We start from the raw sequence: 23,548 nt of genomic DNA, 5'->3' as shown, positions 1-23,548 counted from the left end.
GTACGGCCACACCTGGTCGTTCGGATCCACAATGGACGTTCCACATCGGACGGACGCGCCGCTGACGGTGACCCTGCCGTTCGGCCGCACCGAGTACTACCTGGCTGACGGCCGGCCGCGACTACGACCGGACCTGGAACCAGGGCGTGTACGAGGCGGCGTTCGCCCCGGCCGGCTCGCCGCCGCAGTACAGCTCCGTCCGCAAGGACGACATGATCAACATTCACACCCCGGGCTACGCCGACGGTGTCGCCGGCGGGTGGGGCTACGGCGCGACCACCAAGTCCTCGCACATCACCCTTTACCGCGACGGCCAGCTGGTGTCTGAGCGCAGCAACCTGTTCGACTGCCTGTTCTCCGACCAGCCGGCGCAGGAGGCGACCTATGAGGCCGTGGTCGACCTCCAGCAGGACGACACGATCATGCCGCTGTCCAGCCGGACCAGCATCGCCTGGACGTTCAGGTCGCCCCATGTGGACGGTATCCACCCGCTGCCGCTGATGATCGTGAAGATCAACCCCGAGCTGGACAGCATGGACACGGCCAAGGCCAACCGGCCGCTGGTGCTGCCCGTCCGGATCGAACGCAACCCCGACAGCGGGCCATCGGAGGCGACCCGGGTCACCCTGGATTCGTCGTATGATGACGGCGCGACCTGGCACCGGATGCCAGTGCTCAAGGTCGGCGACACCTGGTACGCCGTGACGACGAATGCCACGTCGGACGGCTTCGCGTCGCTGCGGGCCACGGCCAAGGACCGGGCCGGCAACCAGGTCGAACAGACCTTCATCCACGCCTACCGGGTCAAGGCGTAGGTGCCGATCCCGGTTTCCTACCACTGCCGGTGGTAGGAAACCGGGACGTACGTCAAGCCGAGGTCTGGGTAACCCTTGGCTGCCGAGGCACGCTCACTTCGTGACCGAAACACTGAGCACACCACAGCGGACCGCCACCCGCCTGCCGGGCAAGGCCTTGTTCGGGCTGTTCTTCGCCGGCTTCATCGCCATCCTCACCGAGTGCCTGCCGGCCGGCCTGCTGCCGGAGATGAGCGTCACGCTGCACGCCAACGCGGCGCTGACCGGCCAGGTCGTCACGATCTACGCGCTGGCCACCGCGCTTGGCGCGATCCCGCTGTCGCGGCTGACCGCCCGCTGGCCGCGCCGGAACGTGCTGATGGTGGCGCTGGCTGTGGTCCTCGTGACGAACGCGCTGACGGCGCTGTCCACCGACTACACCTTGACCATGGTCATCCGCTTCGTCGCCGGCCTCGGCACCGCGATGGTCTGGCCCCACCTCGGCAGCTACGCCGCCCGCCTGGCCCCCGCGCACCTGCAGGGCCGCGCGGTCGCCGTCGCCTCCGCCGGCACGCCGATCGCGCTGGCGCTGGGCGTCCCGCTGGGCACGCTGGTCGGCAGCGTCGGCGGCTGGCAGATCGCCTTCTACGCCTCGGCCGTGCTGGCCGGCCTGAACATGCTGTGGATGCTGGCCACGCTGCCCAACATGCCGGGCCTGCCCACGGACGACCGGTTCAGGTTGACCAAGGTCCTGATGATCCCGGGCCTGCGCACGGTTCTGTTCGCGCTGACCGCGTACATGGTGGCGCACAACATCCTCTACACCTACGTCACCGATTTCCTGGGCTACGCCGGCATGTCCAGCCAGGCCGGCTGGGTGCTGTTCGCCTTCGGCGTCACGTCGGTGCTGAGCGTGCTGGTCGTCGGCACGCACATCGACCACCACCTGCGCCGGCTCACCGTCGGCAGCACCCTGGTGTTCGCCGTCAGCGCGCTGGTGCTGGCCGTGCTGTCGGGCGTGCCGGTGCTCGTCTACGTGGCCGTGGCGGCCTGGGGCCTGGCCTTCGGCAGCTCCGCCAGCCTGTTCATCGTCGCCGGCATGAAGGCGACCGGGGAGGCCGCGCACGTGGCTCAGTCCATCACCATCACGGTGTTCTCCGGCTCCATCGCGATCGGCGGCTTCCTCGGCGGCCTGCTGATCGACGACCTGGGCACCGGCTCGATCACCTGGGCCACGCTGGTCCTCCTGGTCGCCGCCGCTGTCGCAGTCATCGGCGGCCATAAGCACGCCTTCCCGAAGGGTGCCTGAGCCATGCGTACCGGACACTGCCTATGCGGCGCGATCAGCTACAGCTACGACGCCGAGCCCGTGATCGAGGTGCTGTGCCACTGCGACGACTGCCAGCGGCACACCGGCTCCGCCTTCTCGGAGAACATCCTGGTGCCCCAGGATTCGGTGCGGATCAACGGCATTCCCAAGGCGTACAACACTGTCGGCGCCGAGAACGGACACGTCAGGGACCGGATGTTCTGCGGCGACTGCGGGACCCCGATCTTCACGGTCATGCGCGAGCGGCCGGAGATCATCATCGTCAAGGCCGGCACGCTCGACGACCGGACCGGCCTCAAGCCCACCGCCGAAGTGTGGGGGCGTCGCGCCCAGGAATGGTTCGGGCCGGATCCCAGCCGGCTTCGGTTCGAGGGCGACGCCAAGTAGGAAAAGTGGCGGTCACCGTGCCCTCCGCCGGGAAACTGACAGAGGGCACGCCCTCACGTCGAGGCGCCGGGGACCGCCGTGGCATGGGCCGCCAGAGTAAGGCCCAACGTTGGCGTGGAACAAAGAGAAAAGAGCGGCAGCCCGTGGGCCGCCGCTCTTTTTTTCTCGGTAGGGGAACACCTTCTGCTGCCCGGCGACGGTCACCCAACGGGTCTCGGTGAAGGCGCCCACGCCCACCGGCCGCCGAACTTGCCGTAGCCGCTGTCCTTCACGTCGCCGAACGGGACCTGCGGCTGGTCGTCGACGGTCTGGTCGTTGACGTGCACGATGCCGGTCTGCAGCCGGCGGGCCAGGGCCAGGCCGCGGCGGGAGTCCTCGGTGATCACGCCGGCGGTCAGCCCGTAGGGGGTGTCGTTGGCGATGGCCACGGCCTGCTCGTCGTCGTTCACGGTGATCACGGTGACCGCCGACCCGAAGATCTCCTCGTCGAAGATCCGCATGTCCGGGGTGGCATCGGCCAGCACCGTGGCCGGGAAGCGGGCCCCGTCGGCCTCGCCGCCGCCGGTCAGCACCCGCGCCCCGGCCGCCACCGCCGAGGCCACCAGCTCCGACACCTGCCGGGCGGCGCCGGCGTTGACCAGCGGGCCGATCACCGTGGCGGGGTCGGACGGGTCGGTCAGGGTCCCCAGACCTCCGCTCCACCTACGAAACGGGTGCCTACCACCGGCAGGGACAGGCAGCGCGGGCTGTCCGGCCCTGATACTGGGGCCATGGACCCACGCACTGAGCTGAGCGAGTTCCTGCGCACCCGCAGGCCCGGCTGACCCCGGCCGACGTGGGGCTGCCCGAGGTGGCACTGAGTTCACCAAGCGATACAGACGCACCCGCGCCCCGGCCGCCACCGCCGAGGCCACCAGCTCCGACACCTGCCGGGCGGCGCCGGCGTTGACCAGCGGGCCGATCACCGTGGCGGGGTCGGACGGGTCGGTCAGGGTCCCCAGACCTCCGCTCCACCTACGAAACGGGTGCCTACCACCGGCAGGGACAGGCAGCGCGGGCTGTCCGGCCTGATACTGGGGCCATGGACCCACGCACTGAGCTGAGCGAGTTCCTGCGCACCCGCAGGGCCCGGCTGACCCCGGGCGACGTGGGGCTGCCCGAGTTCGGCCGTCGTCGCCGGGTGCCGGGGCTGCGCCGCGAGGAACTGGCTCAGCTGGCCGGCGTCTCCGTGGCGTACTACACGCGCCTGGAGCAGGGCAACGGCCGCAACGTCTCGGTCGAGGTCCTGGACGCGATCTCCGCCGCCCTCAAGCTTTCCGATGCCGAGCACGCCCATCTCCTGCACCTGGCCAAGCCCAAGCAGCACAAGCGCCGTCCCACGCCGCAGCGCCAGCAGGTGCGGCCCGCGCTGCTGGAGTTGTTGAGCGCCATGGATTCCGTGCCGGCCTACATCTGGGGTCGGCGCACGGATGTGCTGGCCTGGAACCGTTCCGCGTCGGCGCTGTTCGGCGACTGGGCGGCCCGCGCGCCACAGGACCGGAACTGGGCCCGGATCGTGTTCCTCGACCCGGAGGCCCGGAACCTGTTCGCCGACTGGGAGGCCAAGGCGTCCGATGTGGTCGGCCAGCTGCGGATGGACGCCGGGCAGCACGCGGGAGACCCCGTGCTCAACGAGCTCATCGGCGAGCTTTCCGTGCGCAGTGAAGAGTTCCGCACCATGTGGGCCACCCACAACGTCAAGCGCAAGACGTACGCCGGCATGACCCTCGCGCATCCGCTCGTCGGCGGGATCACCCTGCACTACGAGACCTTCACCCTGCCGGGCGACCAGGAGCAGTTCCTGTCCACCTACCATGCCGAGCCAGCCTCACCTTCGGCCGAGGCCCTGCGCATGCTGGTCAGCTGGGGCGCGGACGCGGCGGTGTCGCGGACCTGATCGGCTCAGGATCCGGCGGCGAAGTCGGTCAGCCCGGCCGTGTGCCACTGGGCCTCGACGTCGGCGAGACGCTCCGTCAGGGCGGCGTGCAGGAAGCGGTAGGAGTCGCTGCCCAGGACGAGGCGCTTCGGGGCCGGTGATCGGTCGGCGCTGGCGATGATGCAGGCGGCCATCTTCGCGGGGTCGCCGAGGGAGGGGCGGTCGCGGTCGCCGGCGGCGCGGGTCATGGCGGCGGGGGAGTGGTCGTAGGCGGGCATGGGCGTGGCGGTGCGGAGGCTGTCGAAGCGGAACTCGGTGCGGGCGCCGCCCGGCTGGACGATCGTGACCTCGATGCCGAACGGGGCCACCTCCTTGGCCACCGACTCCATGAAGCCCTCGATGCCCCACTTGCTGGCGTGGTAGAGCGAAGCGCCGGGGTTGGTGGCCTGGCCGCCGTAGGTGGAGAGCTGGATGAGCCGCCCGCCGCCCTGGGCGCGCAGATGCGGCAGCGCGGCCCGGACGACCTGGATCGAGCCGACGAGGTTGGTGGCCAGGATGTGGGTGATCTGCTCGTCGGTGACCTCCTCGGCCGCGCCGAACAGGCCGTAGCCGGCGTTGTTCACCACCACGTCGATCCGGCCCAGCTCCTTGAACGCCCGGTCGACGGTGTCCCGGATGGCGGGCGTGTCCGTGACGTCCAGCCGCGCCACCCGGAGCTGGTCGCCGTACTTGTCCTCCAGGTCAGCCACCGTGCCCGGCCGGCGGACGGTGCCGGCGACCCGGTCGCCTCGTTGAAGCAGCTGCTCGGTCAGCTGTCGGCCGAAGCCGCTGTTGATGCCCGTGATGAACCATGTCATTCCCCGAGCGTGCCGCCGGCACGAGCCCTGCGGGAGTGTCGAGGAGTTCCTGGGAGTAGCAGGACCACCCACCGCCGGCCCCGGCGCATTACCGTCGGTGATATGAGCACAGGCAACGCGCTGGGGGAGTTCCTGCGGGCGCGGCGGGAGCTGGTGCGTCCCGAGGACGTCGGCCTGCGAGCGGCCGGGATCCGTCGGGTGCCCGGGCTGCGCCGTGAGGAAGTGGCCATGCTGGCCGGTATCAGCGCCGACTACTACCTGCGATTGGAGCAGGGCCGGGACCGCACCCCGTCGGCGCAGGTCCTCGATTCCCTGGCCGACGTGCTGCACCTGGACGAGGACGCCGCCGCCCACCTCCGTGAGCTCGCGCGCCCCCGGTCCCGCCGTCGTCCCCGTCCACGGGCCGAGCGGGTGCCGGCCAGCATCCTTCAGCTGGTGCAGACCCTCACGCTGCCGGCTTTCGTGCAGAACAAGTACATGGACGTGCTCGCCGCGAACCCTCTCGCCGTAGCGCTGTCCCCGCATCTGGCGCCCGGCACCAACCGGCTCCGCTCCCTGTTCACCGACCCCGAGGCCCAGCGGCTCCATCCCGACTGGGAGCAGGGCACGGCCGAGGTGGTGGCCCAGCTCCGGGCCGTGATCGGCGTCGACACCGACGACCCGCGCCTGGCCGAGCTCATCGGCGAGCTCTCGCTACGCAGCGAGCGCTTCCGACGCCTCTGGGGCCGCCACGACATCGGCCGCCGGCGCAGCGCCACCACCCGCTTGATCCACGCGCAGGTCGGTGAGTTGACGTTGCACCGCGACAAGCTGGCCGTCACCGGCACCGACAACCTGGTCGTGGTCATCTACCACGCCGCGCCCGGCTCGTCGTCGGCCGAGGGGCTGGCCCTGCTGGGTTCGTTGATCACGCCCGAACTGCCCGCCGTCGACCCGATCCGTCACTAGCGCGGGTGTTAGCGTCACGGCGTGGATGAGCTGAACTGGGCCGGCAATCTCGCCTACGCGGCGGAGAAGATCCTCCGCCCGGGCACCGTGGACGAGGTACGCGAGATGGTGGCGGCCGCGCCACGGATCAAGGCGCTGGGCACCCGGCACTGCTTCAACGACATCGCCGACTTCGACGGTGGCGTGCAGATCGACATCAGCGGCGTGGAGTCGCCGATCGAGATCGATGCTGCGGCGGCGAAGGTCACCGTGAGCGGCGCGACCCGCTACGGCGAACTCGCCCCTGTGTTGCACGCCCAGGGATTCGCGCTGCCCAACCTCGCTTCGCTGCCGCACTGCACGATCGCCGGCAGCGTCGCGACCGGCACGCACGGATCCGGCCGCCGCAACCAGGGCCTGGCCTCGGCAGTGTCCGCGCTGGACCTGGTCACGGCCGATGGTGAGCTGCTCAGCTTCGCCAAGGGGGACAAAGACTTCGATGGCGTCGTGGTGAACGTCGGCGCGCTCGGTGTCGTCACGCGCATGACGCTCGATCTGGTGCCGGCTTTCGAGGTGCGGCAGAACGTGTTCGACGCGCTGCCGTGGGACGCGTTGTTCGATCGTTTCGACGAGATCGAGGATTCGGCGTACAGCGTCAGCATGTTCACCAACTGGGCCAACGACTCCGTCGACCTGGCGTGGCTGAAGAGCGTCGGTCCGGGGCGCACGGAGCTGTTCGGCGCGCGGCCGGCCGACGGTCCGAGGCATCCCGCGCACGCGGCCGGCCTGCCGGCCGACAACTGCACCGAGCAGCTGGGTTTGCCCGGCCCGTGGCACGAACGCCTGCCGCACTTCAAGCTGGGCTTCACCCCGAGCGCCGGCAACGAACTCCAGTCCGAGTACTTCGTGCCGTACCAGCACGCCACCGCGGCCTTCGAGGCCCTGCGAGGGCTGGGCGACCGCATCGCGCCGCTGGTCCTGTGCTCCGAGATCCGGGCGATCGCCGCCGACGACCACTGGCTGAGCCCGGCCCAGGGCGGTGACCGCGTCGCGCTGCATTTCACGTGGCACCAACGGCAGTCCGAAGTCGAGGCGTTGCTGCCCGTGATCGAGGAGCGGCTGGCCCCCTTCGGCGTTCGGACGCACTGGGGCAAGCTTTTCCACATCAGCCCTTCGGCCGAGTCGTGGCCGATGCTGCCGGCGTTCCGTGATCTTCGACAGCGGCTGGACCCGGACGGTGTGTTCCGGAGTCCTTACGTGGCAAGGAATATCGGCTGATCTGGCACCTCGTCCGCGGCGCTGCCCGCCCTCGTCGTTCGACGGGCGGAGTGCTTGCGGTGTTCATGAGCGTGAAAATGTTGAATCTTGACGGACTCTGATCGGTTCCTTAGCTTTCTGGGCAGGTGGCACTCCCAGGAGGCAGAAACATGCGCTTACCCCGATCGCTGCTGGCCCTTCTCGGCTGTGTCGCCCTGGCCCTGACCGGGGTGACGCCGGCCGCGACGGCCGCGCCGCCGCCCCAGGCCAAGGCGAGCCACACGATCGGCTACGACGGTTACTCGTTCCTGATCGACGGCCAGCGGACCTACCTGTGGTCGGGGGAGTTCCACTACTACCGGCTGCCCAGCCCCGACCTGTGGCTGGACGTCTTCCAGAAGATGAAGGCGGCCGGCTTCAACGCCACCTCGCTGTACTTCGACTGGGGCTACCAGTCCTCGGCGCAGGGCGTCTACGACTACAGCGGCGTGCGGGACATCGACAAGGTCCTGGACATGGCCGAGCGGGCCGGCCTGTACGTGATCGCCCGGCCCGGGCCGTACATCAACGCCGAGGTCGACGGCGGCGGCTTCCCGACCTGGCTGTCGACCACGCCCGGGCACACCCGCTCCGCCGATCCGACCTATCTGGCCTACTCCGACGAGTGGCAGTCGCAGATCGACGGCATCCTCAAGCGCCACCAGCTCACCGACGGCGGCGGCAGCGTCATCGCCTACCAGGTGGAGAACGAGTACTACAACGGCAACGACGCCGGGCGCGCCTACATGAAGCACCTTGAGGACAAGGCCCGCGCCGACGGCATCAAGGTTCCGTTGACCGGCAACAACAACGGCACCTTCAACGCCGGCGCGGCGGCGCTGGACGTGGACGGCCCCGACTCCTACCCGCAGGGCTTCGACTGCTCGAACCCGACCGCCTGGAACGGCGTCCCCGACATCAGCTACGACCACCCTGCCGGGAAGCCGTTGTACACGCCGGAGTTCCAGGGCGGGGCCTTCGACCCGTGGGGCGGTCCGGGCTACGCCAAGTGCGGGCAGCTGATCAACGACCAGTTCGCGAACGTGTTCTACAAGCAGAACATCGCCGCCGGGGCCACCGCGCAGAGCTTCTACATGCTCTACGGCGGCACGTCGTGGGGCTGGAGCGCGATCCCGCAGAACTACACCTCCTACGACTACGGCGCGGCGATCACCGAGAGCCGGCAGCTGGACCCGAAGTACTACGAGGACAAGCTGATCGGCGAGTTCACGCAGTCGGTGGCGCCGCTGACCAAGACCGACGGCCTCGGCTCCGCCCCGCTCACCTCGGCGACGTTGAGCGACACCGCCCGCATCAACCCCGACACGCACACCCAGTTCCACACCTTGCGGCACAGCGATTCCACGTCGGCGGCCACCGACACCACGCACGTCGCCCTGGACCTGGCCGCGCATTCCGGCTACACATATGACGATCCGGCCGCGACCTACGCCGGCACGTGGAGCCACGTGGGGCCGGAGCAGAACTACACCGGCGGCGACTACCTGCACACCGAGTCGTTCTCCAACACGGCCGGCGACAGCATGAGCATTCCCTTCACCGGCGGTGGGATCCGCTGGATCACCTCCAAGGACGGCAACCACGGCATCGCCGACGTATACCTGGACGGCGCCAAGGTCAGCACCGTCGACCTGTACGCGGCGACCAAGCAGAACCAGCTGACCGGCTACGAGGTCCGGGGGCTGGCCGACGGCCCGCACACGCTGAAGATCGTCGTCACGGGGCAGCGCAACCCGGCGGCCTCCGGGGCCTTCGTGGTGGTGGACGCCGTCGACCTGTTGTCGGCGGCCACCAAGGACTACTACCCGTCGGTCCCGCAGCAGCCGGACACCGGCATCACGCTGAACGGCCGCCAGTCGAAGATCCTGGTCGCCGGCTACGACCTCGGGCAGTCCCGGATGCAGTACTCGACGTCCGAGATCATGACCAACGCGACCATCGGCAACCGGGACATCGCCGTGCTGTACGGGGATTCCGGCCAGCCGGGCGAAACAGTGCTGCGTTATGCCCAGCAGCCCACCGTGACCGTGCTCGGCGGCTCGGCGACCAGCACCTGGGACGCCGCCAGGGGCGACCTCCGGCTCAACTACGTCCACAACGGACTGACACGGGTTTTGGTCAGCGAGCCGGGTGCCAGGCCGCTCCTGCTTCTGGTGGGGGACAAGGCGACCGCTGAGACGTTCTGGCGACAGGACACCGCCGCCGGCCCGGTGCTGGTCCGCGGCACGCACCTGCTCCGCACCGCCGCCACCGCGGGCCACACCCTGGCCCTGACCGGCGACACCGACACCGACGGTTCGGTGGAGGTCTTCGCCGCCGCCGACAAGATCACGTGGAACGGCCGCGACGTGCGGACCCGGACCACCAGCAGCGGCAGCCGCACCGGCACGCTCCCGGTGGCGAAACCGGTCACCCTGCCGGCGTTGACGAACTGGAAGCACCAGCAGGAGTCGCCGGAGAGCCAGCCCGGCTTCGACGACTCGCGGTGGCCCGTCGCCGACAAGATGACCAGCAACAGCACCACGGTCGCCGGCACGCTGCCCGTGCTGTTCGCCGACGACTACGGCTTCCACACCGGAAACACCTGGTATCGCGGCAAGTTCGCCGGCGACGGCACCCAGACCGGCATCACCCTGTCGTCGCAGAGCGGCGGCTCGGCCGGCGCGACCTCGGTGTGGCTCAACGGAACCTTCCTCGGCAGTTCCACCACCACCCAGCACACCTTCGCCTTCCCGGCGAACGCGCTGCGCAAGGGCGACAACGAGCTGTCCGTGCTGACGGTCAACATGGGCCACGACGAGGACTACGGCAGCTCCAACGGGAACAAGGCCGCCCGCGGCCTCATCGGCGCCCGGATCACCGGCTCGCCGCTGACCTCCGTCACCTGGCGGCTCCAGGGCGCGAACGGCCTGGACCAGACCCGCGGCCCGCTGAACACCGGCGGCCTCTACGGAGAACGCACCGGCGTGTCGCTGGCCGGCTACCCGGACCGGTCCTGGCCGACCACCACGCTGCCGGCCAAGGACACCACGCCCGGAGTTTCCTGGTACCGCACCAATGTCTGCCTCGATCTCCCGCGCGGGCAGGACACCTCCGTCGGTATCACGATCGCCGACGACCCGTCGCGGCAGTACCGGGCGCTGATCTTCGTCAACGGCTGGCAGATGGGGCAGTACGTCAACTACCTCGGGCCGCAGCACAGCTTCCCCATCCCCAACGGTGTGCTCAACCCCAACGGGGACAACACGATCGCCATCGCGGTGTGGAACCTCGACGGCAGCACCGGTGGCCTCGGCCAGGTGTCGCTGACCAACTACGGCAGCCACGCCTCGCCGCTGACCGTGCGGCAGAACTACTCGCCGGGCTACGACCCTGGGAAGTACGCCGTGCCGCCGGCGCCCCGCAGTTCGGTGACCCTGCAGGCCCCCAACACCGCCGCCGGTGGACAGCAGTTCACCGCCACCGCGACCGTCCAGACCCGGGAACACAACGTGTCGGCGTCGTTGACCGCGCCCGCCGGCTGGACCGTCGGACCGGTCACTCGTAACGGGAACACGTTCTCGTGGCCGGTGACCGTCGGGGTCGCAGCCCCGGCAGCGTTGAAGGTGACGGCCAAGGCCGGCCGCGAGACCGTGACCGACGAGCGAATCGTCGGCACCGTGCCGGCCCCGCCGCCCAGCGGGCAGGTCGCGGTGAGCAGCCTGCCGTTCCTGGCCGCCACCAACGGCTGGGGCCCGGTGGAACGGGACACCAGTAACGGCGAGGCCGACCCCGGCGACGGCAAGCCGATCACCATCGCCGGGGTCCAGTACCCGAAGGGCCTGGGCACCAACGCCGCCAGTGACGTGCAGTTCTATCTGGCCGGGAAGTGCAGTCGCTTCACGGCTTCCGTCGGCGTCGACGCCGAGGCCGGCAGCTCCGGCACGGTCACCTTCGCCGTGCGCATGGACGGCACGACATTGGCGACCACGCCGGTCATGCACGGCAACCAGGCCGCCGCCACCATCGACGTCCCGGTCACCGGCGGGCAGGTGCTCGATCTGGAGGTCGGCGACGGCGGCGACGGCAACGGCCTCGACCACGCCGACTGGGCCGTGCCCACGCTGACCTGCGGCTGAGGTCAGACCAGGCTGGCCCAGAAGGCGCACTGGTGCTCGGCCGCCAGGTCGACCTGCTGCGGCCGGCCCGGGGCGAACGCCGTCACGTCGTGATCGCCCGGCTGGAAACGGGGCCAGGCCGGCAATCCCGGGCCGTTGGGATTGCCGGTCCAGGCGAAGTGTGACCAGTAGCCGATCATGCGGTCGGCCAGGGCCTGCTGCGCGGCGGTCGGCAGATGGCCGAACAGGTACTGCAACTCGGAGCCGTGGTAGGCGCCGAGCGGGAACAACGGGGAGGGCCAGCCGGGGGCGTTCTCGTCGGCGAATTCGTCGGCGTAGGTGGGCATGAGGCCGGAGGTGAACTGGTCGGTGGCCAACGAGGTGCAGGAGAACACCCAGTCGGTGGTCGAGCGGGCGAAGGTGAGCGTGGGGTTGTCGCCGGCGGGGTAGTGGGCGAGGACCTGAGGGGCGTCGGCCTTGAAGATCTCGGTCTGCAGCTGCTCGTACTGCGACGCGGTGATGCCGTTCGGGTACTGCGAGGCGATCAGGATCGTGCCCTCGTCACGGTTGCTGCTCACCAGCAGCGGCACCCGGTTGAACTGTCCACTATAGATGGCTGTGGCCGGTTTGAGCGGGATGACGGAACCGCCCCAGACCGGATGCCAGCTGTAGGTCGGACTGTACGGAATCGCCGCGGCGGCGGCCAACAGCTCGGCGGGTGTCTTGCCACGCAGGCAAACCAGGTCGGTGCAGCCGAGCTGGGCGGCGAGGGTGACGCCGTTGCGCTCGGCGATGGTCTTGTCCGGCTCCGGCGCGACGCAGCCGCCGCTCTCGGTGATGGCCCGCTGGAACAGCCCGGCCGCACCCGGCGAGACCAGGTTCATGCAGACGCTGGCGCCGCCGGCCGACTGCCCGAACAGCGTGACGTTGCCGGGATCGCCGCCGAACGCGGCCGCGTTGGCCTTGACCCACTTCAGCGCCGCCTGCTGGTCCTGGATGCCGTAGTCGCCGGACTGGTCGCCGGCTTCGGCGTCCAGGGCGGGATGGGCGAGGAAGCCCAGCACCCCGAGCCGGTAGTTGATCGTCACGACGATCACGTGCGCCTTCTCGGCGAAGCTGCGGGCGTCGGTGTCGGCCCCCGAGCCGGCGATGAAGCTGCCGCCGTGCAGCCACACCATCACCGGCAGCCGGTGGGCCTCCCGTGGCGCGGTGACGTTGAGGTACAGGCAGTCCTCGTCCGTGCGCGGCTCGCCGGGGGCCTGCGGGCAGGCGTTGCCGGGGGCGGTGGCGTCCAGCGGCTGCGTCCACGGCTGGACCGGTTGCGGCGGTCGCCACCGTAACGGGCCGACCGGCGGCGCGGCGTAGGGAATCCCTTGGTAGGAAGCGTAGTCCGAGGTGACGGTGCCGTGGACCGGGCCGTCGGTGGTGGTGACCGCCGCGGCCGGCGGGCAGGGAGTGAGCAGGCCGGCCAGGAGGGAGAGCACGAGAAGCTTCGGCATGGTTAGTACGCTATGGCGTACTAATGGGAGGTCGCCACCGAATTTCCGCGGCGCGGTCGAGATACGGTCGGCTCGTTCGTCATCAGTGAGACGAAGGAGGACCCGTGCAGTACATGCTGCTGATCTACGACTGCGACCGGCCCGAACCCGGGGATCCGGGCTTCGAGGAGGCCCTGGCCAGGGTGAACGCGTTCGCGGAGGAGTGCCGCCGGCGCGGCGCGTTCGTCTACGGACATCCGTTGCAGCCCGAGAGCACGGCGACGACGGTCAGCGTCCGCGACGGCAAGACCCTGATCACCGACGGGCCCTTCGCCGAGACGCATGAGCACCTGGGCGGCGTGTACGTGTTCGACTGCCGCGACCTGGACGAGGCGCTGGAGCTGGCAGCGCTGTGCCCGATGGCGGAACAGGGCTCGATCGAGGTGCGACCGGTCGCCCCGGTGGCCGGCCTCGACCACCGTCCGTCGGCATGACCGACCTGCTGCACCGGGTCTATCGCGAGCATCGGGCCCGCATGCTGGCGGCCCTGATCCGCGTCCTCGGCGACTTCGAGCTGGCCGAGGACGCATTGCAGGACGCCTGCGCGGCGGCGCTGACGACCTGGGGCTCGGCAGCGCCGGACGACCCGATGGCGTGGCTGCTGACCACGGCCCGCAACAGCGCGATCGACCGGCTGCGGCGGGCCCGGGTCGGCCGAGAAAAGCTCGCCCAGCTGGGAGAACGTCCCGAGGCGGTGGACATGGGCACGGAGCGGCTGGTTGCCGTGGGGGACGAGCGGCTGAGCCTGATCTTCACGTGCTGCCACCCGGCGCTGGCCGAAGACGCCCGGGTCGCCCTCACCCTGCAAGCCGTGGCCGGGCTGACGGCCGGCCAGATCGCGCAGATGTTCCTGGTCGGCGAGTCGACGCTGGCGCAACGCCTCGTGCGAGCCAAGCGCAAGATCCGCGACGCCGGCATCAGCCTGCGGGTGCCGGCCGATCACCTGCTGCCCGAGCGGCTGTCCGGGGTGCTGGCGGTGGTGTACCTGATCTTCACCCAGGGCTACACCACGGCCGAGGAAGATCCGCGCCGGGAGGCGATCCGGCTCGGCAAGCTGATCGCGGCGCTGATGCCGGACGAGCCGGAGGCGCTCGGGCTCGTGGCGTTGATGCTGCTGCACGATTCCCGCAGCGCCGCGCGGTTCGGCCCGGACGGCGACGTTGTGCTGCTTGAGGATCAGGATCGGTCCCGGTGGGACGGCGTCGAGATCGTCGAGGCCGTCGGGGTGTTGGATCGGGCGCTGGCCCTGGGCCGGCCGGGTCCGTATCAGTTGCAGGCTGCGATCGCCGCGCTGCACACCCGGCCCGAGACGGACTGGGCGGCGATTTCCGCCCTGTACGGCCAACTGCTGATGGTGTCCCCCTCCCCGGTCGTGGCGTTGAACCATGCCGTGGCGGTGGCCATGGCGACGACGCCCGATGAGGGGCTGGCGTTGATCGACCGGATCACCGGCCTCGACCGCTACCACCTGTGGCATGCCGCCCGAGCGGATCTCCTGCGCCGGCTCGGCCGCAAAAACGAGGCCGCACAGGCGTATCGGCGGGCCCACGAGCTCGCCGCGAGCGCAGCCGACCGGCGATTTCTCGCCGGCCGGCTGCGTGACCTCGACTAGGCCTTCCGCCCGAGGAACGCCAGCATCCGGGTCTGCACGTCGGCGTCGTCGGGCGGCGTCAGCTCCGGCCCGAAGAAACCCGGCCGCCGCATCACGTTCGCCCGCGACCACTCGAACGCCGCCGACACCGCGGCCGGGTCCAGCGTGACCGGCTGGCCCAGTGCGTGGGCGATGTCCCAGGTGTGCGTGATGGTGTCGCTGAGCAGCAGCGTCACCACGCCCACCACCGGCATCTCGCCGACACCGGGCAGAGACACCGGTTTGGCCAGTGCTTCCTCGGTCAGCGTGGCCGACGCCGCGGCGCGGGCCTCCCGCCACAACGACAGCGGCTCACCCTCGGCCAGCACAGCGGCCGGATGCGCCGAACCCGGGGCGCCCCCGTACTCGGCGTACTCCTCGCCGGTCGCCCACGCCCGCAGCTGCCGCTGCGCCCAGATCACGTGCCCGGCGACGTCCCGCACCGACCACTCGGGGCAGGTCGACGGCGTCTCCCACTGGTCGGCGCCGACGCCGGCCAGCACCGCCTCGAACCCGTCCTGGGCCCGCCCGTACAGCTCCATCACGTTCATCGTTGATCCCTTTCTGACCGTACTCACCACCCGTAGGACGAACGGCGGGACCCGAAAACGACAGAACGCGGCGACCGATTTCCGCCAGCTCGGATCGGTGGCCGCTGGGCAGACTCGGGGCATGACGAAGTACGACAAACGGGTGGCCGCGGCGGACTGGGCGGCGGTGACGGCCGAACTCGACGACTACGGCTGCGCGCTGCTGCCGCCGCTGCTCACCCCGGCCGAGTGCGCGAAGATCATCGCGCTGTGGCGGTCCCCGGAGCGGTTCCGGGCCGAGGTGAACCTCCGGCGGCACCGGTTCGGCGACAACGGCGACTACCGGTACTTCGCCGAGCCGTTCCCCGACGCCGTGCAGGAGCTGCGGCAGGCGCTGTACCAGCGGCTGCTGCCCATCACGCGGGACTGGCACGCGCGCCTGGGCCGCGAGGCCGAATGGCCCGACACCCTGGACGAGTGGCTGCGGATCTGCCACGACGCCGGGCAGACCCGGCCGACCCCGATCCTGCTGCGCTACGAGCCCGGCGGGTGGAACGCCCTGCACCGGGATCTCTACGGGGACAAGGTGTTCCCGCTCCAGGTCGTGATCAACCTCAACGCGCCGGGCGAGGACCACACCGGCGGCGAGTTCCTGCTGGTCGAGCAGCGGCCCCGGGCCCAGTCGCGTGGCACCTCGACGCTCATTCCCCAGGGCCACGGCCTGGTCTTCACCACCCGTGACCGCCCGGTGCAGGGCTCACGCGGCTGGTCCGCCTCGCCCGTGCGGCACGGCGTCTCGGCCGTTCGCTCAGGCCTTCGGCACACCCTCGGGCTCGTCTTCCACGACGCCACCTGAACGCCCCAGCACGTCCATGGCGGCCAGGATGTTCACGTAGTCGCGGAAACGGGTGATCCGGCCGTCGTGCGCGGTGAGCACGACGATGTTGGGCAGCGCGAACTCGCCAGCCGCCGGGCTGGTGCCGAGGGCTTCCTGTTCGACGATGATCGTGGCCGGGTCGCCGGTGTCGTGGATGGCGATGGTGCGGTAGGCCCGGTACTGGAAGGCCTTGGCCTGCCAGACTTCCGCCGCTGCACGAAGCAGCAAAGGCGCCGTCAGAAGTTATTCTTTTTAGACCGTCTTCTCAAATCAGTTGTTCATGAGGACCTGATTCCGCATTCCATATAGTGTCATAAAGCAGGCATATCGCGCAAGCTCTGGTATGCGATGGCGACCCCTAACTTAACCTTCGATAGCACCTCAAGTGAACCCAGCTACTATCCCCAATAACGGAGCTATGCGTACTTTGCTCTACGTTCGCATAACGAGAGAAACCACAACGTCCCAACAGCTCCAGCCGAGGGTTCTTCAAAGAATTGAAATTGAGAAGTCGGATATGGAGTAGCCAAAGCGCTCCAGAACCTCTCGCGGGCCCGGCTTCCGGCGGCCGATCACCTTGCGGTGGATGATCCGCCAGCCGTCGGGGCCGTGCGTGACGGTGTCCTGGTAGGTGACGCTGCCGGCGGTGCCGTCGGCGTTGACGCCGATGCCCTTGGAACGCACAGCGGCCGAGGCGCCGTCGACCTCCGTGATCACGATGTTGGTGACGTGATGGCCGACCGGGCCGGCGGCGCCCTCGACGGCCGCTCGCAGGGCAGCGATGCCGACCAGCTCGCCGCGGCCGAAGTCGTGCAGGTCGTAGGTGACGTCCGGGGTGAACAGCTCGTCCAGCCGGTCCAGCTCGCCGCCGTCGACGAGGTGGCCGTGCCCGTTGACCAGGTCGGTGATGTCGATCCGGTCCTGGTGGGTCAGCGCCATGGGTCGCCTTCCGGCTAAGATGAGACACGGTCCGGTTGTCGGGCACGGTAACGGACTATGTCCCCGGTTAGCAAGGCGGTAGCGCGATGCGAGCGGATGCCCGGCGCAACTACGAGCGGCTGCTCGATGCGGCGCGCAGCGCGTTCGCCGAGCACGGTGTGGACGCCTCGCTGGACAAGATCGCTCAGCGGGCCGGCGTGGCCAGCGGGACCCTGTACCGGCACTTTCCGACCCGGCTCGATCTGGTCGAGGCCGTGCTGGCCGGGCAGATCACCGAGCTGGGCGACCTCGGGCGTGGTCTGCTCGATGCCGCGGACCCGTTCGACGCGCTGCGGACCTGGTTGCGGGCCACGATCATCCACGGCGTGACCTACCGGGGCCTGGCCGCCGCGATGATGAACTCGGCCATCCGCAGCGACCTGGTGTCCGGGCTGCACGCCCAGCTGTTCGAGGTCGGGGCCGCGCTGCTGGACCGGGCCTGGCAGGCCGGCGCGATCGTCGCCGTCGACGAGGCCGACGTGCTGAAGATGGCCGGCGGCATCGCCTGGGCCGCCCAGGACGATCCCGCCCAGGCCGACCGGCTGCTGGCGTTGCTGATGAACGGCCTGGCGGCGCCGAGGCCATGACGAACACGCATGGCTGCCCTGCCACATTCTCGCTTTTGGCATGGCCGGCGCCCGCTTAGCGTGGTGGGCATGACACCGAAAGTCGCCCTGGTCACCGGGGCAACCCAGGGGCTGGGCCTGGCGTTGGTCGAGGGGCTCGCGCAGCGCCTGACCCCGGCCGACACCGTCTACCTCACCGGCCGCGACCTGGACCGCGTCACCACCGCGGCCGAGGGCGTGCCCGGCGGCGGTGCCGAGGTGCGTGCCGCGCTGCTCGACGTCGCCGACCCCACGGCCGCCGCCCGCTTCGCCGACCAACTACGAGAACGCCATGGCGGCGTGGACATCGTCTTCGGCAACGCTGTCATGCGCGTAGGCCCCGACGACGATCCGCCGACGTTCATCGACCAGTACGTCGAGGTCAACAACCTTGGCACCACGCGAATCCTTCGCGCCTTCGCGCCTTTGCTGCGCGACAACGGCCGCCTGATCATCGTGGCCAGCTCACTGGGAACCCTCCGCTACCTGGCCCCGGTGCTCCACAGCCGCTTCGACGATCTGCCTTCACTGGACGAGGTCGACCGCCAGGTCTCGGCCTGGCGCGACGCCGTCCGCAACGGCACCGTCCGCGCCAGCGCCTGGCCCGGCTTTGTCAACATCCCCTCCAAGATCGGCCAGGTCGCCGCCGTGCGAACGCTGGCCCGCTCCAGGCGCGACGCCGACCTCGCCCGCGGCATCCTGCTCGCCTCCGTGTGCCCGGGCATGATGAACACACCCACCTCCGGCGTGTGGTGGGATGTCGCCACCGCGCCGACCCCGGCCCAGGCCGCCGTCGCCCTGCTGGACCTCGCCCTCGACCCCGTCAAACCCGAGCACTACGGCGAACTCCTGCTCGACGGCGCCGTCCTGCCCTGGAAGCCCTAGGCCTTTCCCCGGATCAGGCGTTCGGCCGCCTGCACGCGGAGCGCCGTGACGGCCAGTGGAGGGTCGCCGTGCAGTGCCTCCCACCGGGCGTTGTGGGCCGGCGGCCACAGACTGGCCGTCCAGGCGACTTCCAGCTCCTCGGGCGTGAACGGGCGGCGGCGGAAGTGCTGGTAGGCGGCCAGGAACGCCTCGGAGGCGTCGATCGGGGCCAAGGTCGGCTGCCCGGAGGAGGCGAAGGATCCGCTGGCCGCGCCGACCAGGGCGGCCTCGGGTTGCCAGGTCAGGCTGTCCCAGTCGTGCACGAGCCAGATGTCCGTGCCGTGCCAACGGAGGTTCTGCGCCTCGAAGTCGCCGTGGCCCAGCACGCACGGCAGATCCGTGGCCAGTAGCCGGTTGCGGACCCGCTCGGCGGTCTCGACGACGTGAGAGGGAACGCTGCTCTGATCCCGGTCATCGAGGAAGTCGATAGCCGGCCAGAGGCCGGGATCCCCGTGGTCCCAACGGATCCAGCGTGGATTGGGGAGCGGTGGAGGGACGGCGACGTCGGTGAGCGCGGCCATGAGGCGGGCGAACACCTCGGCGTAGCGCACGGCCACGGCCGGGCCGTCGCCGTGCAGGACTTCGCCGCCGGGGCGGTATTCCTCGGCGTGCACGGCCAGCTCTCCGACGTCGATCACCTCGGTCAGCGTTCGGGCGCAAGGGAATCCGCTCGCGGCCAGCTGGGACTGGGCGTCCACACAGGACGCAGCACGGCCGTCGTCGGGGCGTGCCTTGACCACGACCTCGGCGCCGTCGGCCAGGCGCAGGCCGAACACCGTGGAAATGGACGTCACCTGGAACAGCGTGTCCGTCGGCACGCTGCCCAGGTGCTTCCGGCACCAGGCCGGCAACCAGTCGTTCACGGTCGCGACTTTGCCACCTGGCGGCGTTGCAGGTAACCCTCGGCGATCACCATGGTCACCACCAGGCTCAGCCAGGCGCTGCCGCTGGCGATGTCGTGGCCGATGACGACCTCGCTGCTCTGGTACACGGGGCCGGTGGCCTGGGGAATGATGATCAGCGCCATGATCGGCGTGAAGAACCGCGAGGCCAACGAGGACAACGTCAGGGCGTAGTTGCGGATCATCCAGCGGCGGTGGTCGGCGAACCGCCGCGCGCGGGCTGCCCGGTAGCCGGCGACGGCGGTGATGATCCACAGCACATCCAGCACCGCCACCGCGGCCTGGTTCGCCGCGCCGTACGGGGCCAGCACCATGACCGGGATGGCCAGCACCGAGGACGGGAACACACCGAGGAAGAAGTACGCACGCCCGGTCCATCGGTGAGCCTTCGGATACCGCGCCCGCAGCGTCGGCCAGAACTGGACCAGTCCGGTCAGCGTGGCCACCGTCGCCGTGAAGATGTGCGCCACCAGCAACACGAAATGCCCGGTGCCCTGAACGGGGATCCGACTGTTGCTCATCACCGGCGGCACGTACGCCGACAGCATGTAGACGAGGGTCGCCACCGTGACCACCGCCAGCGTCACCAGCGGCCACCGCCGCCGCTTCCGCCGCTCTACGCGGCCGGTGGTGGGTTCGCTCTGCACGATCGTCGCCATGTGCCCTGCTCCTCGACTGGTTGTGTCCCAATCGATCCTGGTACGTGGTGGCGATCCGGGCACTGGTCGTGCCACCCGTGGCACGGTGGTGCTAGCCCCACCGGTCACCGCGAAGCTGAGCCCACCCGCCTCAGGATCCGCGCGCCGGCCGGCACGCGGATCCGTCGAGGGCTCAGCTGGTTGCGGTGCCGGTCTGCACGGCCTTCCAGTCGCCGCCCGAGACCTGATACACCGTCAGCACCTTGTTGGTGCTGTCGCCGTAATGGTCGAAGCCGACGGGGCCGGTCGCGCCGCTGGCGGTGTAGGAGCCGATGTTCTTGACCAACGCGTCCCGCATCGAGGCGGCCCAGGTGCCGTTGTCACCGAGGGTCTTGGCGGTGCTGGCGATGATCGCGTTGGCGGCGTCGTAGGCGAAGGCGCCGTAGGCGGCGTAGGGATCCTTGTACGCCTTGGCGGTGTAGGCCTTGACGAAGTCCTGGGCGCTCTGCAACTGGTCGGTGGGCGCGCCGACCGAGGTGGCCAGGTCGCCCTCCTTGCCGCCGAGGTCGACGAACTTCTTGTCGAAGATGCCGTCGCCGCCCATCAGGGCGACGGCGAGGCCGAGGTCCTGTGCCTGCTTGGACAGCGGGCCGGCGACGGGGTATTCGCCGCCGTAGTAGATCGCGTCCGGCTTGGCCCGCTTGACCTTGGCCAGCACGCCGGAGAAGTCGGAGTCCTTCTCGCCGACCTGCTCGGTGTCGACGATGGTGGCGCCGTCCTTGGTGGCCCGCTTGGTGAACTCCTCGGCCAGGCCCTTGCCGTAGGTCTTGCCGTCGGTGACGATGGCGATCTTCTTCTTGCCGGCCTTGGTGACCAGGTAGTCCGCCGCGTACGGGCCCTGGAAGTTGTCCGTGGCGCAGACCCGGAAGTACGAGTCGAACTGGCGCTTGGGCGCGGCCGTGTTGTCGCCGACGGTCAGCGACGGGTTGGTGTTGGCCGGGGAGACCTGGGGGATCTTCCTGGCCGCCAGGATGGGCTGCACGGCCTGGGCGACCGAGGAGTTGTAGGTCCCGACCACGCCGATCACGGTGTCGTCGGCGGCCAGCTTGCTCGCGGCCTGGGCGCCGACCTGCGGCGTGGCCTGGTCGTCCTCGCCGACCATGACCAGCTTGTAGCCCTTGACGGCGCACTTGGCGTTGGCCTCGTCGACGGCGAGCGCGGTGGCGTTCTGGATGCCCAGGCCCACTGCGGACACGCTGCCGGTCAACGGCGCGACCACCCCGACGACCAGGTTTCCCTTGCTGGTGTCGCAGGAGGCGGCGTTGCTGCCACCGGCCTCGGTCTTGTTGGTGCCGCATGCGGCCAGCAACAGCAGCACCGCCGGCGCCACCGCGAGCCTCGCAACGCGAGATGACATCACAGAAACCTTTCACATACAGGAAAAGAAGAGGCATGTATCCGGACGGCCGCCAGTCATGCTGGTTATCGGTCCGGCGGGCTTGTCGCAGCGGACGATCTTGTGCCCACCGCGACGCGAGCATACGTCGGGATGCGGGCGGTGAGCGTTGGTCGCCTTCGGCCCGCCACGTTTGTCTGCACGATCGGTCGAACGGGTGAAACCGCAGGTCAGAACCGGAATCGGGTGACCGAAAATCCCGGCCGTCCGCCCGCTGGGGCGCGGATGTCCCTGGCCCGTTCGGGCAGCCCGGCCCGCCGGCGTGTCCACAGAGGACGTGATTCGGTCGGAACAAATGGGGTCGACGGCGCCTGTCGACGGCCGTTCGACAGGACAGGACATGTCAATTCAGTAATCGGCGGCCGCTGCGAGTTCCCCCGGCTGGAGCACGGCGGCCGGGTGCCCGCGGACGTACCGTTCGGGGATGAATGTCCAGGTGAGGGCGGGGTTGCCGCGCAGATGTGCCGCCTTCGCGCAATGGTTGACATTTGACGTCGGAATTGACGTCTCCACTCGTTCGATGGGAGTTCGGTCAACGATGTTCACATTGGGGCGGGTCGCGGCCGCGCTGGCCGTTGTCACCGCGGCGGCGCTGCTCGGCACCACGGGAACCGCGACGGCGGCGCCGGCGGTGAAGGCCAAGACCGGGCCGATCTCGGTGGCCTACGTCGAGGTCAACAACAACAGCATGGTCAACGTGGGCAAGTACACGCTGGCCAACGGCGGGGCCAACGTGTTCGACGTGGCGGTCATCTTCGCGGCCAACATCAACTACGACACGACGACGAAGTCGGCGTACCTCTACAACAATCCGAACGTGCAGCGGACCCTGGACAACGCGGCGACCGAGATCCGGCCGTTGCAGGCCAAGGGCATCAAGGTGATGCTGTCGATCCTGGGCAACCACCAGGGCGCCGGCTTCGCCAACTTCCCGTCGCAGGCGGCCGCCAACGCCTTCGCCAAGCAGCTGTCCGACACCGTCGCCAAGTACAACCTCGACGGCATCGACTTCGACGACGAGTACGCCGAGTACGGCAACAACGGCACCGGCCAGCCCAACGCCAGCTCGTTCGTCTACCTGGTCACGGCGCTGCGCAACTACCTGCCGAACAAGCTCATCTCGCTGTACAACATCGGCCCGGCCGCCTCCCGGCTGACCTACAACGGCGTGAGCGTGGACTCGAAGTTCAACTACGCCTGGAACCCGTACTACGGCACGTGGGGCGTGCCGAGCATCAAGCTGCCCAAGTCCGGCCTGTCGCCGGCGGCCATCGAGATAGGCGGGACGGCCACCAGCACGGCGACCAGCCTCGCCCAGCGCACCAAGTCCGAGGGATACGGCGTGTACCTGACGTACAACCTCGACGGAACCGACCGGCACACCTACATCTCGAGTTTCACCAACGTGCTCTACGGCAGCGCGGCGGTGTACAAGAAGTAGTCGATCCGGCTACCGCTCACACGTGCGGTGGGCGGTAGCCGTCGACCTGGAGTCCGCGGAAGTCGAGCTTGTTCGGGGTCTTGCCGACGAAGACCAGGCCTCGGGCCTCGGTCAGGGCCGCGGCGAAGGAGTAGCGCGGCTGGCCGAGCTCCGGCAGCCAGGTCCACTGGTCGGGCGCGAAGCTGAAGAACGTGCGCACGATCTTCCCGTGCGTGGACGGGATCTTCGTCAGCCACTTGTCGCCGCCGCTCCAGTGCGAGGCCGGCCGCAGCTGGACGTAGACGTCGTCGGTGGCGCTGTAGGTGAGCGTGAAGCCCTTGGAGCGGGAGAGGTCGGCCTGGGCCTCGAACTGGTTGCCCAGCCACAACACCGCCACATGCCACTCGGCGTTGAGGAACGCCACCT

23 protein-coding genes are annotated in these 23,548 nt (G+C 69.6%); 13 read left to right on the top strand and 10 right to left on the bottom strand.

Going from position 1 to position 23,548, the window contains the following annotated elements:
- Window positions 1-146 precede the first annotated feature (146 nt).
- The 3 genes from KUTG_RS04650 to KUTG_RS04640 all read left to right on the top strand — a co-directional run bounded on the left by KUTG_RS04650 (window position 147) and on the right by KUTG_RS04640 (window position 2,511).
- Window positions 147-815, top strand: coding sequence for an Ig-like domain-containing protein (locus tag KUTG_RS04650; protein ID WP_043715151.1), 669 nt, complete (start codon window positions 147-149; stop codon window positions 813-815).
- Window positions 816-915: 100 nt separating this feature from the next.
- Window positions 916-2,103 carry an MFS transporter gene (locus tag KUTG_RS04645; RefSeq protein ID WP_198047009.1) on the top strand — a complete coding sequence of 396 codons (1,188 nt, stop codon included), beginning with the start codon at window positions 916-918 and terminating at the stop codon, window positions 2,101-2,103.
- A gap of 3 nt (window positions 2,104-2,106) precedes the next feature.
- Window positions 2,107-2,511: a GFA family protein gene (locus KUTG_RS04640; protein ID WP_043715149.1), complete on the top strand. Its 405-nt coding sequence runs from the start codon at window positions 2,107-2,109 to the stop codon at window positions 2,509-2,511.
- A 200-nt stretch (window positions 2,512-2,711) separates the two neighbouring features.
- On the opposite strand, the gene KUTG_RS60740 is transcribed toward KUTG_RS04640, so the two are convergent.
- Window positions 2,712-3,368 carry an aldehyde dehydrogenase family protein gene (locus KUTG_RS60740; protein ID WP_255361012.1) on the bottom strand — a complete coding sequence of 219 codons (657 nt, stop codon included), beginning with the start codon at window positions 3,366-3,368 and terminating at the stop codon, window positions 2,712-2,714.
- Window positions 3,369-3,592: 224 nt separating this feature from the next.
- Here KUTG_RS60740 and KUTG_RS04630 point away from each other — a divergent pair, with 224 nt between their 5' ends.
- Window positions 3,593-4,447, top strand: coding sequence for a helix-turn-helix transcriptional regulator (locus KUTG_RS04630; protein WP_043715147.1), 855 nt, complete (start codon window positions 3,593-3,595; stop codon window positions 4,445-4,447).
- Between the two features lie 5 nt (window positions 4,448-4,452).
- Here KUTG_RS04630 and KUTG_RS04625 read toward each other — a convergent pair whose 3' ends face one another.
- Complete coding sequence (locus KUTG_RS04625; RefSeq protein WP_043715144.1) at window positions 4,453-5,283, bottom strand: SDR family oxidoreductase; 831 nt, start codon at window positions 5,281-5,283, stop codon at window positions 4,453-4,455.
- Window positions 5,284-5,385: 102 nt separating this feature from the next.
- On the opposite strand from KUTG_RS04625, the gene KUTG_RS04620 reads away from it, so the two are divergent.
- The 3 genes from KUTG_RS04620 (at window position 5,386) to KUTG_RS04610 (ending at window position 11,645) form a co-directional block, all read left to right on the top strand.
- Entirely contained in the window at window positions 5,386-6,231 is an 846-nt protein-coding gene (locus KUTG_RS04620) for a helix-turn-helix domain-containing protein (RefSeq protein ID WP_043715142.1), read from the top strand.
- Between the two features lie 21 nt (window positions 6,232-6,252).
- The gene (locus tag KUTG_RS04615) at window positions 6,253-7,488 is read left to right on the top strand and encodes an FAD-binding protein (RefSeq protein WP_043715141.1); all 1,236 of its coding nucleotides are present in this window, start codon (window positions 6,253-6,255) and stop codon (window positions 7,486-7,488) included.
- 149 nt (window positions 7,489-7,637) lie between these two features.
- Complete coding sequence (locus tag KUTG_RS04610; RefSeq protein WP_043715139.1) at window positions 7,638-11,645, top strand: beta-galactosidase; 4,008 nt, start codon at window positions 7,638-7,640, stop codon at window positions 11,643-11,645.
- 2 nt (window positions 11,646-11,647) lie between these two features.
- Here KUTG_RS04610 and KUTG_RS04605 read toward each other — a convergent pair whose 3' ends face one another.
- Window positions 11,648-13,123, bottom strand: coding sequence for a carboxylesterase/lipase family protein (locus tag KUTG_RS04605; RefSeq protein ID WP_052393946.1), 1,476 nt, complete (start codon window positions 13,121-13,123; stop codon window positions 11,648-11,650).
- Window positions 13,124-13,227: 104 nt separating this feature from the next.
- Here KUTG_RS04605 and KUTG_RS04600 point away from each other — a divergent pair, with 104 nt between their 5' ends.
- On the top strand, window positions 13,228-13,596 hold the full coding sequence (locus KUTG_RS04600) for a YciI family protein (protein WP_043715137.1): 369 nt from the start codon (window positions 13,228-13,230) through the stop codon (window positions 13,594-13,596).
- On the top strand, window positions 13,593-14,774 hold the full coding sequence (locus KUTG_RS04595) for an RNA polymerase sigma factor (RefSeq protein WP_043715134.1): 1,182 nt from the start codon (window positions 13,593-13,595) through the stop codon (window positions 14,772-14,774). The genes KUTG_RS04600 and KUTG_RS04595 overlap by 4 nt, the downstream gene beginning before the upstream one ends.
- Here KUTG_RS04595 and KUTG_RS04590 read toward each other — a convergent pair.
- Complete coding sequence (locus KUTG_RS04590; RefSeq protein WP_043715132.1) at window positions 14,771-15,343, bottom strand: TIGR03086 family metal-binding protein; 573 nt, start codon at window positions 15,341-15,343, stop codon at window positions 14,771-14,773. The two genes, KUTG_RS04595 and KUTG_RS04590, sit on opposite strands and share 4 nt — an antisense overlap.
- Before the next feature lie 121 nt (window positions 15,344-15,464).
- On the opposite strand from KUTG_RS04590, the gene KUTG_RS04585 reads away from it, so the two are divergent.
- Window positions 15,465-16,178 carry a 2OG-Fe(II) oxygenase gene (locus KUTG_RS04585; RefSeq protein WP_043715130.1) on the top strand — a complete coding sequence of 238 codons (714 nt, stop codon included), beginning with the start codon at window positions 15,465-15,467 and terminating at the stop codon, window positions 16,176-16,178.
- On the opposite strand, the gene KUTG_RS04580 is transcribed toward KUTG_RS04585, so the two are convergent.
- A complete protein-coding gene (locus KUTG_RS04580; RefSeq protein WP_052393944.1) occupies window positions 16,131-16,427 on the bottom strand; it encodes a nuclear transport factor 2 family protein in 297 nt (98 codons plus the stop codon). The genes KUTG_RS04585 and KUTG_RS04580 overlap by 48 nt on opposite strands.
- A 261-nt stretch (window positions 16,428-16,688) precedes the next feature.
- Window positions 16,689-17,138: a nuclear transport factor 2 family protein gene (locus KUTG_RS04575; RefSeq protein WP_052393943.1), complete on the bottom strand. Its 450-nt coding sequence runs from the start codon at window positions 17,136-17,138 to the stop codon at window positions 16,689-16,691.
- Window positions 17,139-17,224: 86 nt separating this feature from the next.
- Between KUTG_RS04575 and KUTG_RS04570 the strand changes: the two genes are divergently transcribed.
- Window positions 17,225-17,764 carry a TetR/AcrR family transcriptional regulator gene (locus KUTG_RS04570; RefSeq protein WP_043715127.1) on the top strand — a complete coding sequence of 180 codons (540 nt, stop codon included), beginning with the start codon at window positions 17,225-17,227 and terminating at the stop codon, window positions 17,762-17,764.
- A gap of 69 nt (window positions 17,765-17,833) precedes the next feature.
- Window positions 17,834-18,667 (top strand): SDR family NAD(P)-dependent oxidoreductase, encoded by an 834-nt coding sequence (locus KUTG_RS04565; protein WP_043728289.1) that lies wholly within the window; start codon window positions 17,834-17,836, stop codon window positions 18,665-18,667.
- Here the strand turns inward: KUTG_RS04565 and KUTG_RS04560 are convergent.
- The 3 genes from KUTG_RS04560 to KUTG_RS04550 form a co-directional block, all read right to left on the bottom strand.
- Window positions 18,664-19,569 carry a phosphotransferase gene (locus KUTG_RS04560; protein WP_043715125.1) on the bottom strand — a complete coding sequence of 302 codons (906 nt, stop codon included), beginning with the start codon at window positions 19,567-19,569 and terminating at the stop codon, window positions 18,664-18,666. The genes KUTG_RS04565 and KUTG_RS04560 overlap by 4 nt on opposite strands.
- Entirely contained in the window at window positions 19,566-20,267 is a 702-nt protein-coding gene (locus KUTG_RS04555; RefSeq protein ID WP_052393942.1) for a DUF2306 domain-containing protein, read from the bottom strand. The genes KUTG_RS04560 and KUTG_RS04555 overlap by 4 nt, the downstream gene beginning before the upstream one ends.
- 172 nt (window positions 20,268-20,439) lie before the next feature.
- On the bottom strand, window positions 20,440-21,663 hold the full coding sequence (locus KUTG_RS04550) for a branched-chain amino acid ABC transporter substrate-binding protein (protein ID WP_052393940.1): 1,224 nt from the start codon (window positions 21,661-21,663) through the stop codon (window positions 20,440-20,442).
- A gap of 577 nt (window positions 21,664-22,240) precedes the next feature.
- On the opposite strand from KUTG_RS04550, the gene KUTG_RS04545 reads away from it, so the two are divergent.
- On the top strand, window positions 22,241-23,143 hold the full coding sequence (locus tag KUTG_RS04545) for an endo-beta-N-acetylglucosaminidase H (RefSeq protein WP_043715120.1): 903 nt from the start codon (window positions 22,241-22,243) through the stop codon (window positions 23,141-23,143).
- 16 nt (window positions 23,144-23,159) lie between these two features.
- On the opposite strand, the gene KUTG_RS04540 is transcribed toward KUTG_RS04545, so the two are convergent.
- A partial coding sequence (locus KUTG_RS04540; protein ID WP_043715117.1) for a hypothetical protein occupies window positions 23,160-23,548 on the bottom strand: 389 nt, incomplete at its 5' end.

Source organism: Kutzneria sp. 744, assembly GCF_000568255.1.
Taxonomy (GTDB): domain Bacteria; phylum Actinomycetota; class Actinomycetes; order Mycobacteriales; family Pseudonocardiaceae; genus Kutzneria.
The sequence above is the reverse complement of the archived record's forward strand: the minus strand, read 5'-3'. Positions and strand labels throughout refer to the sequence as shown.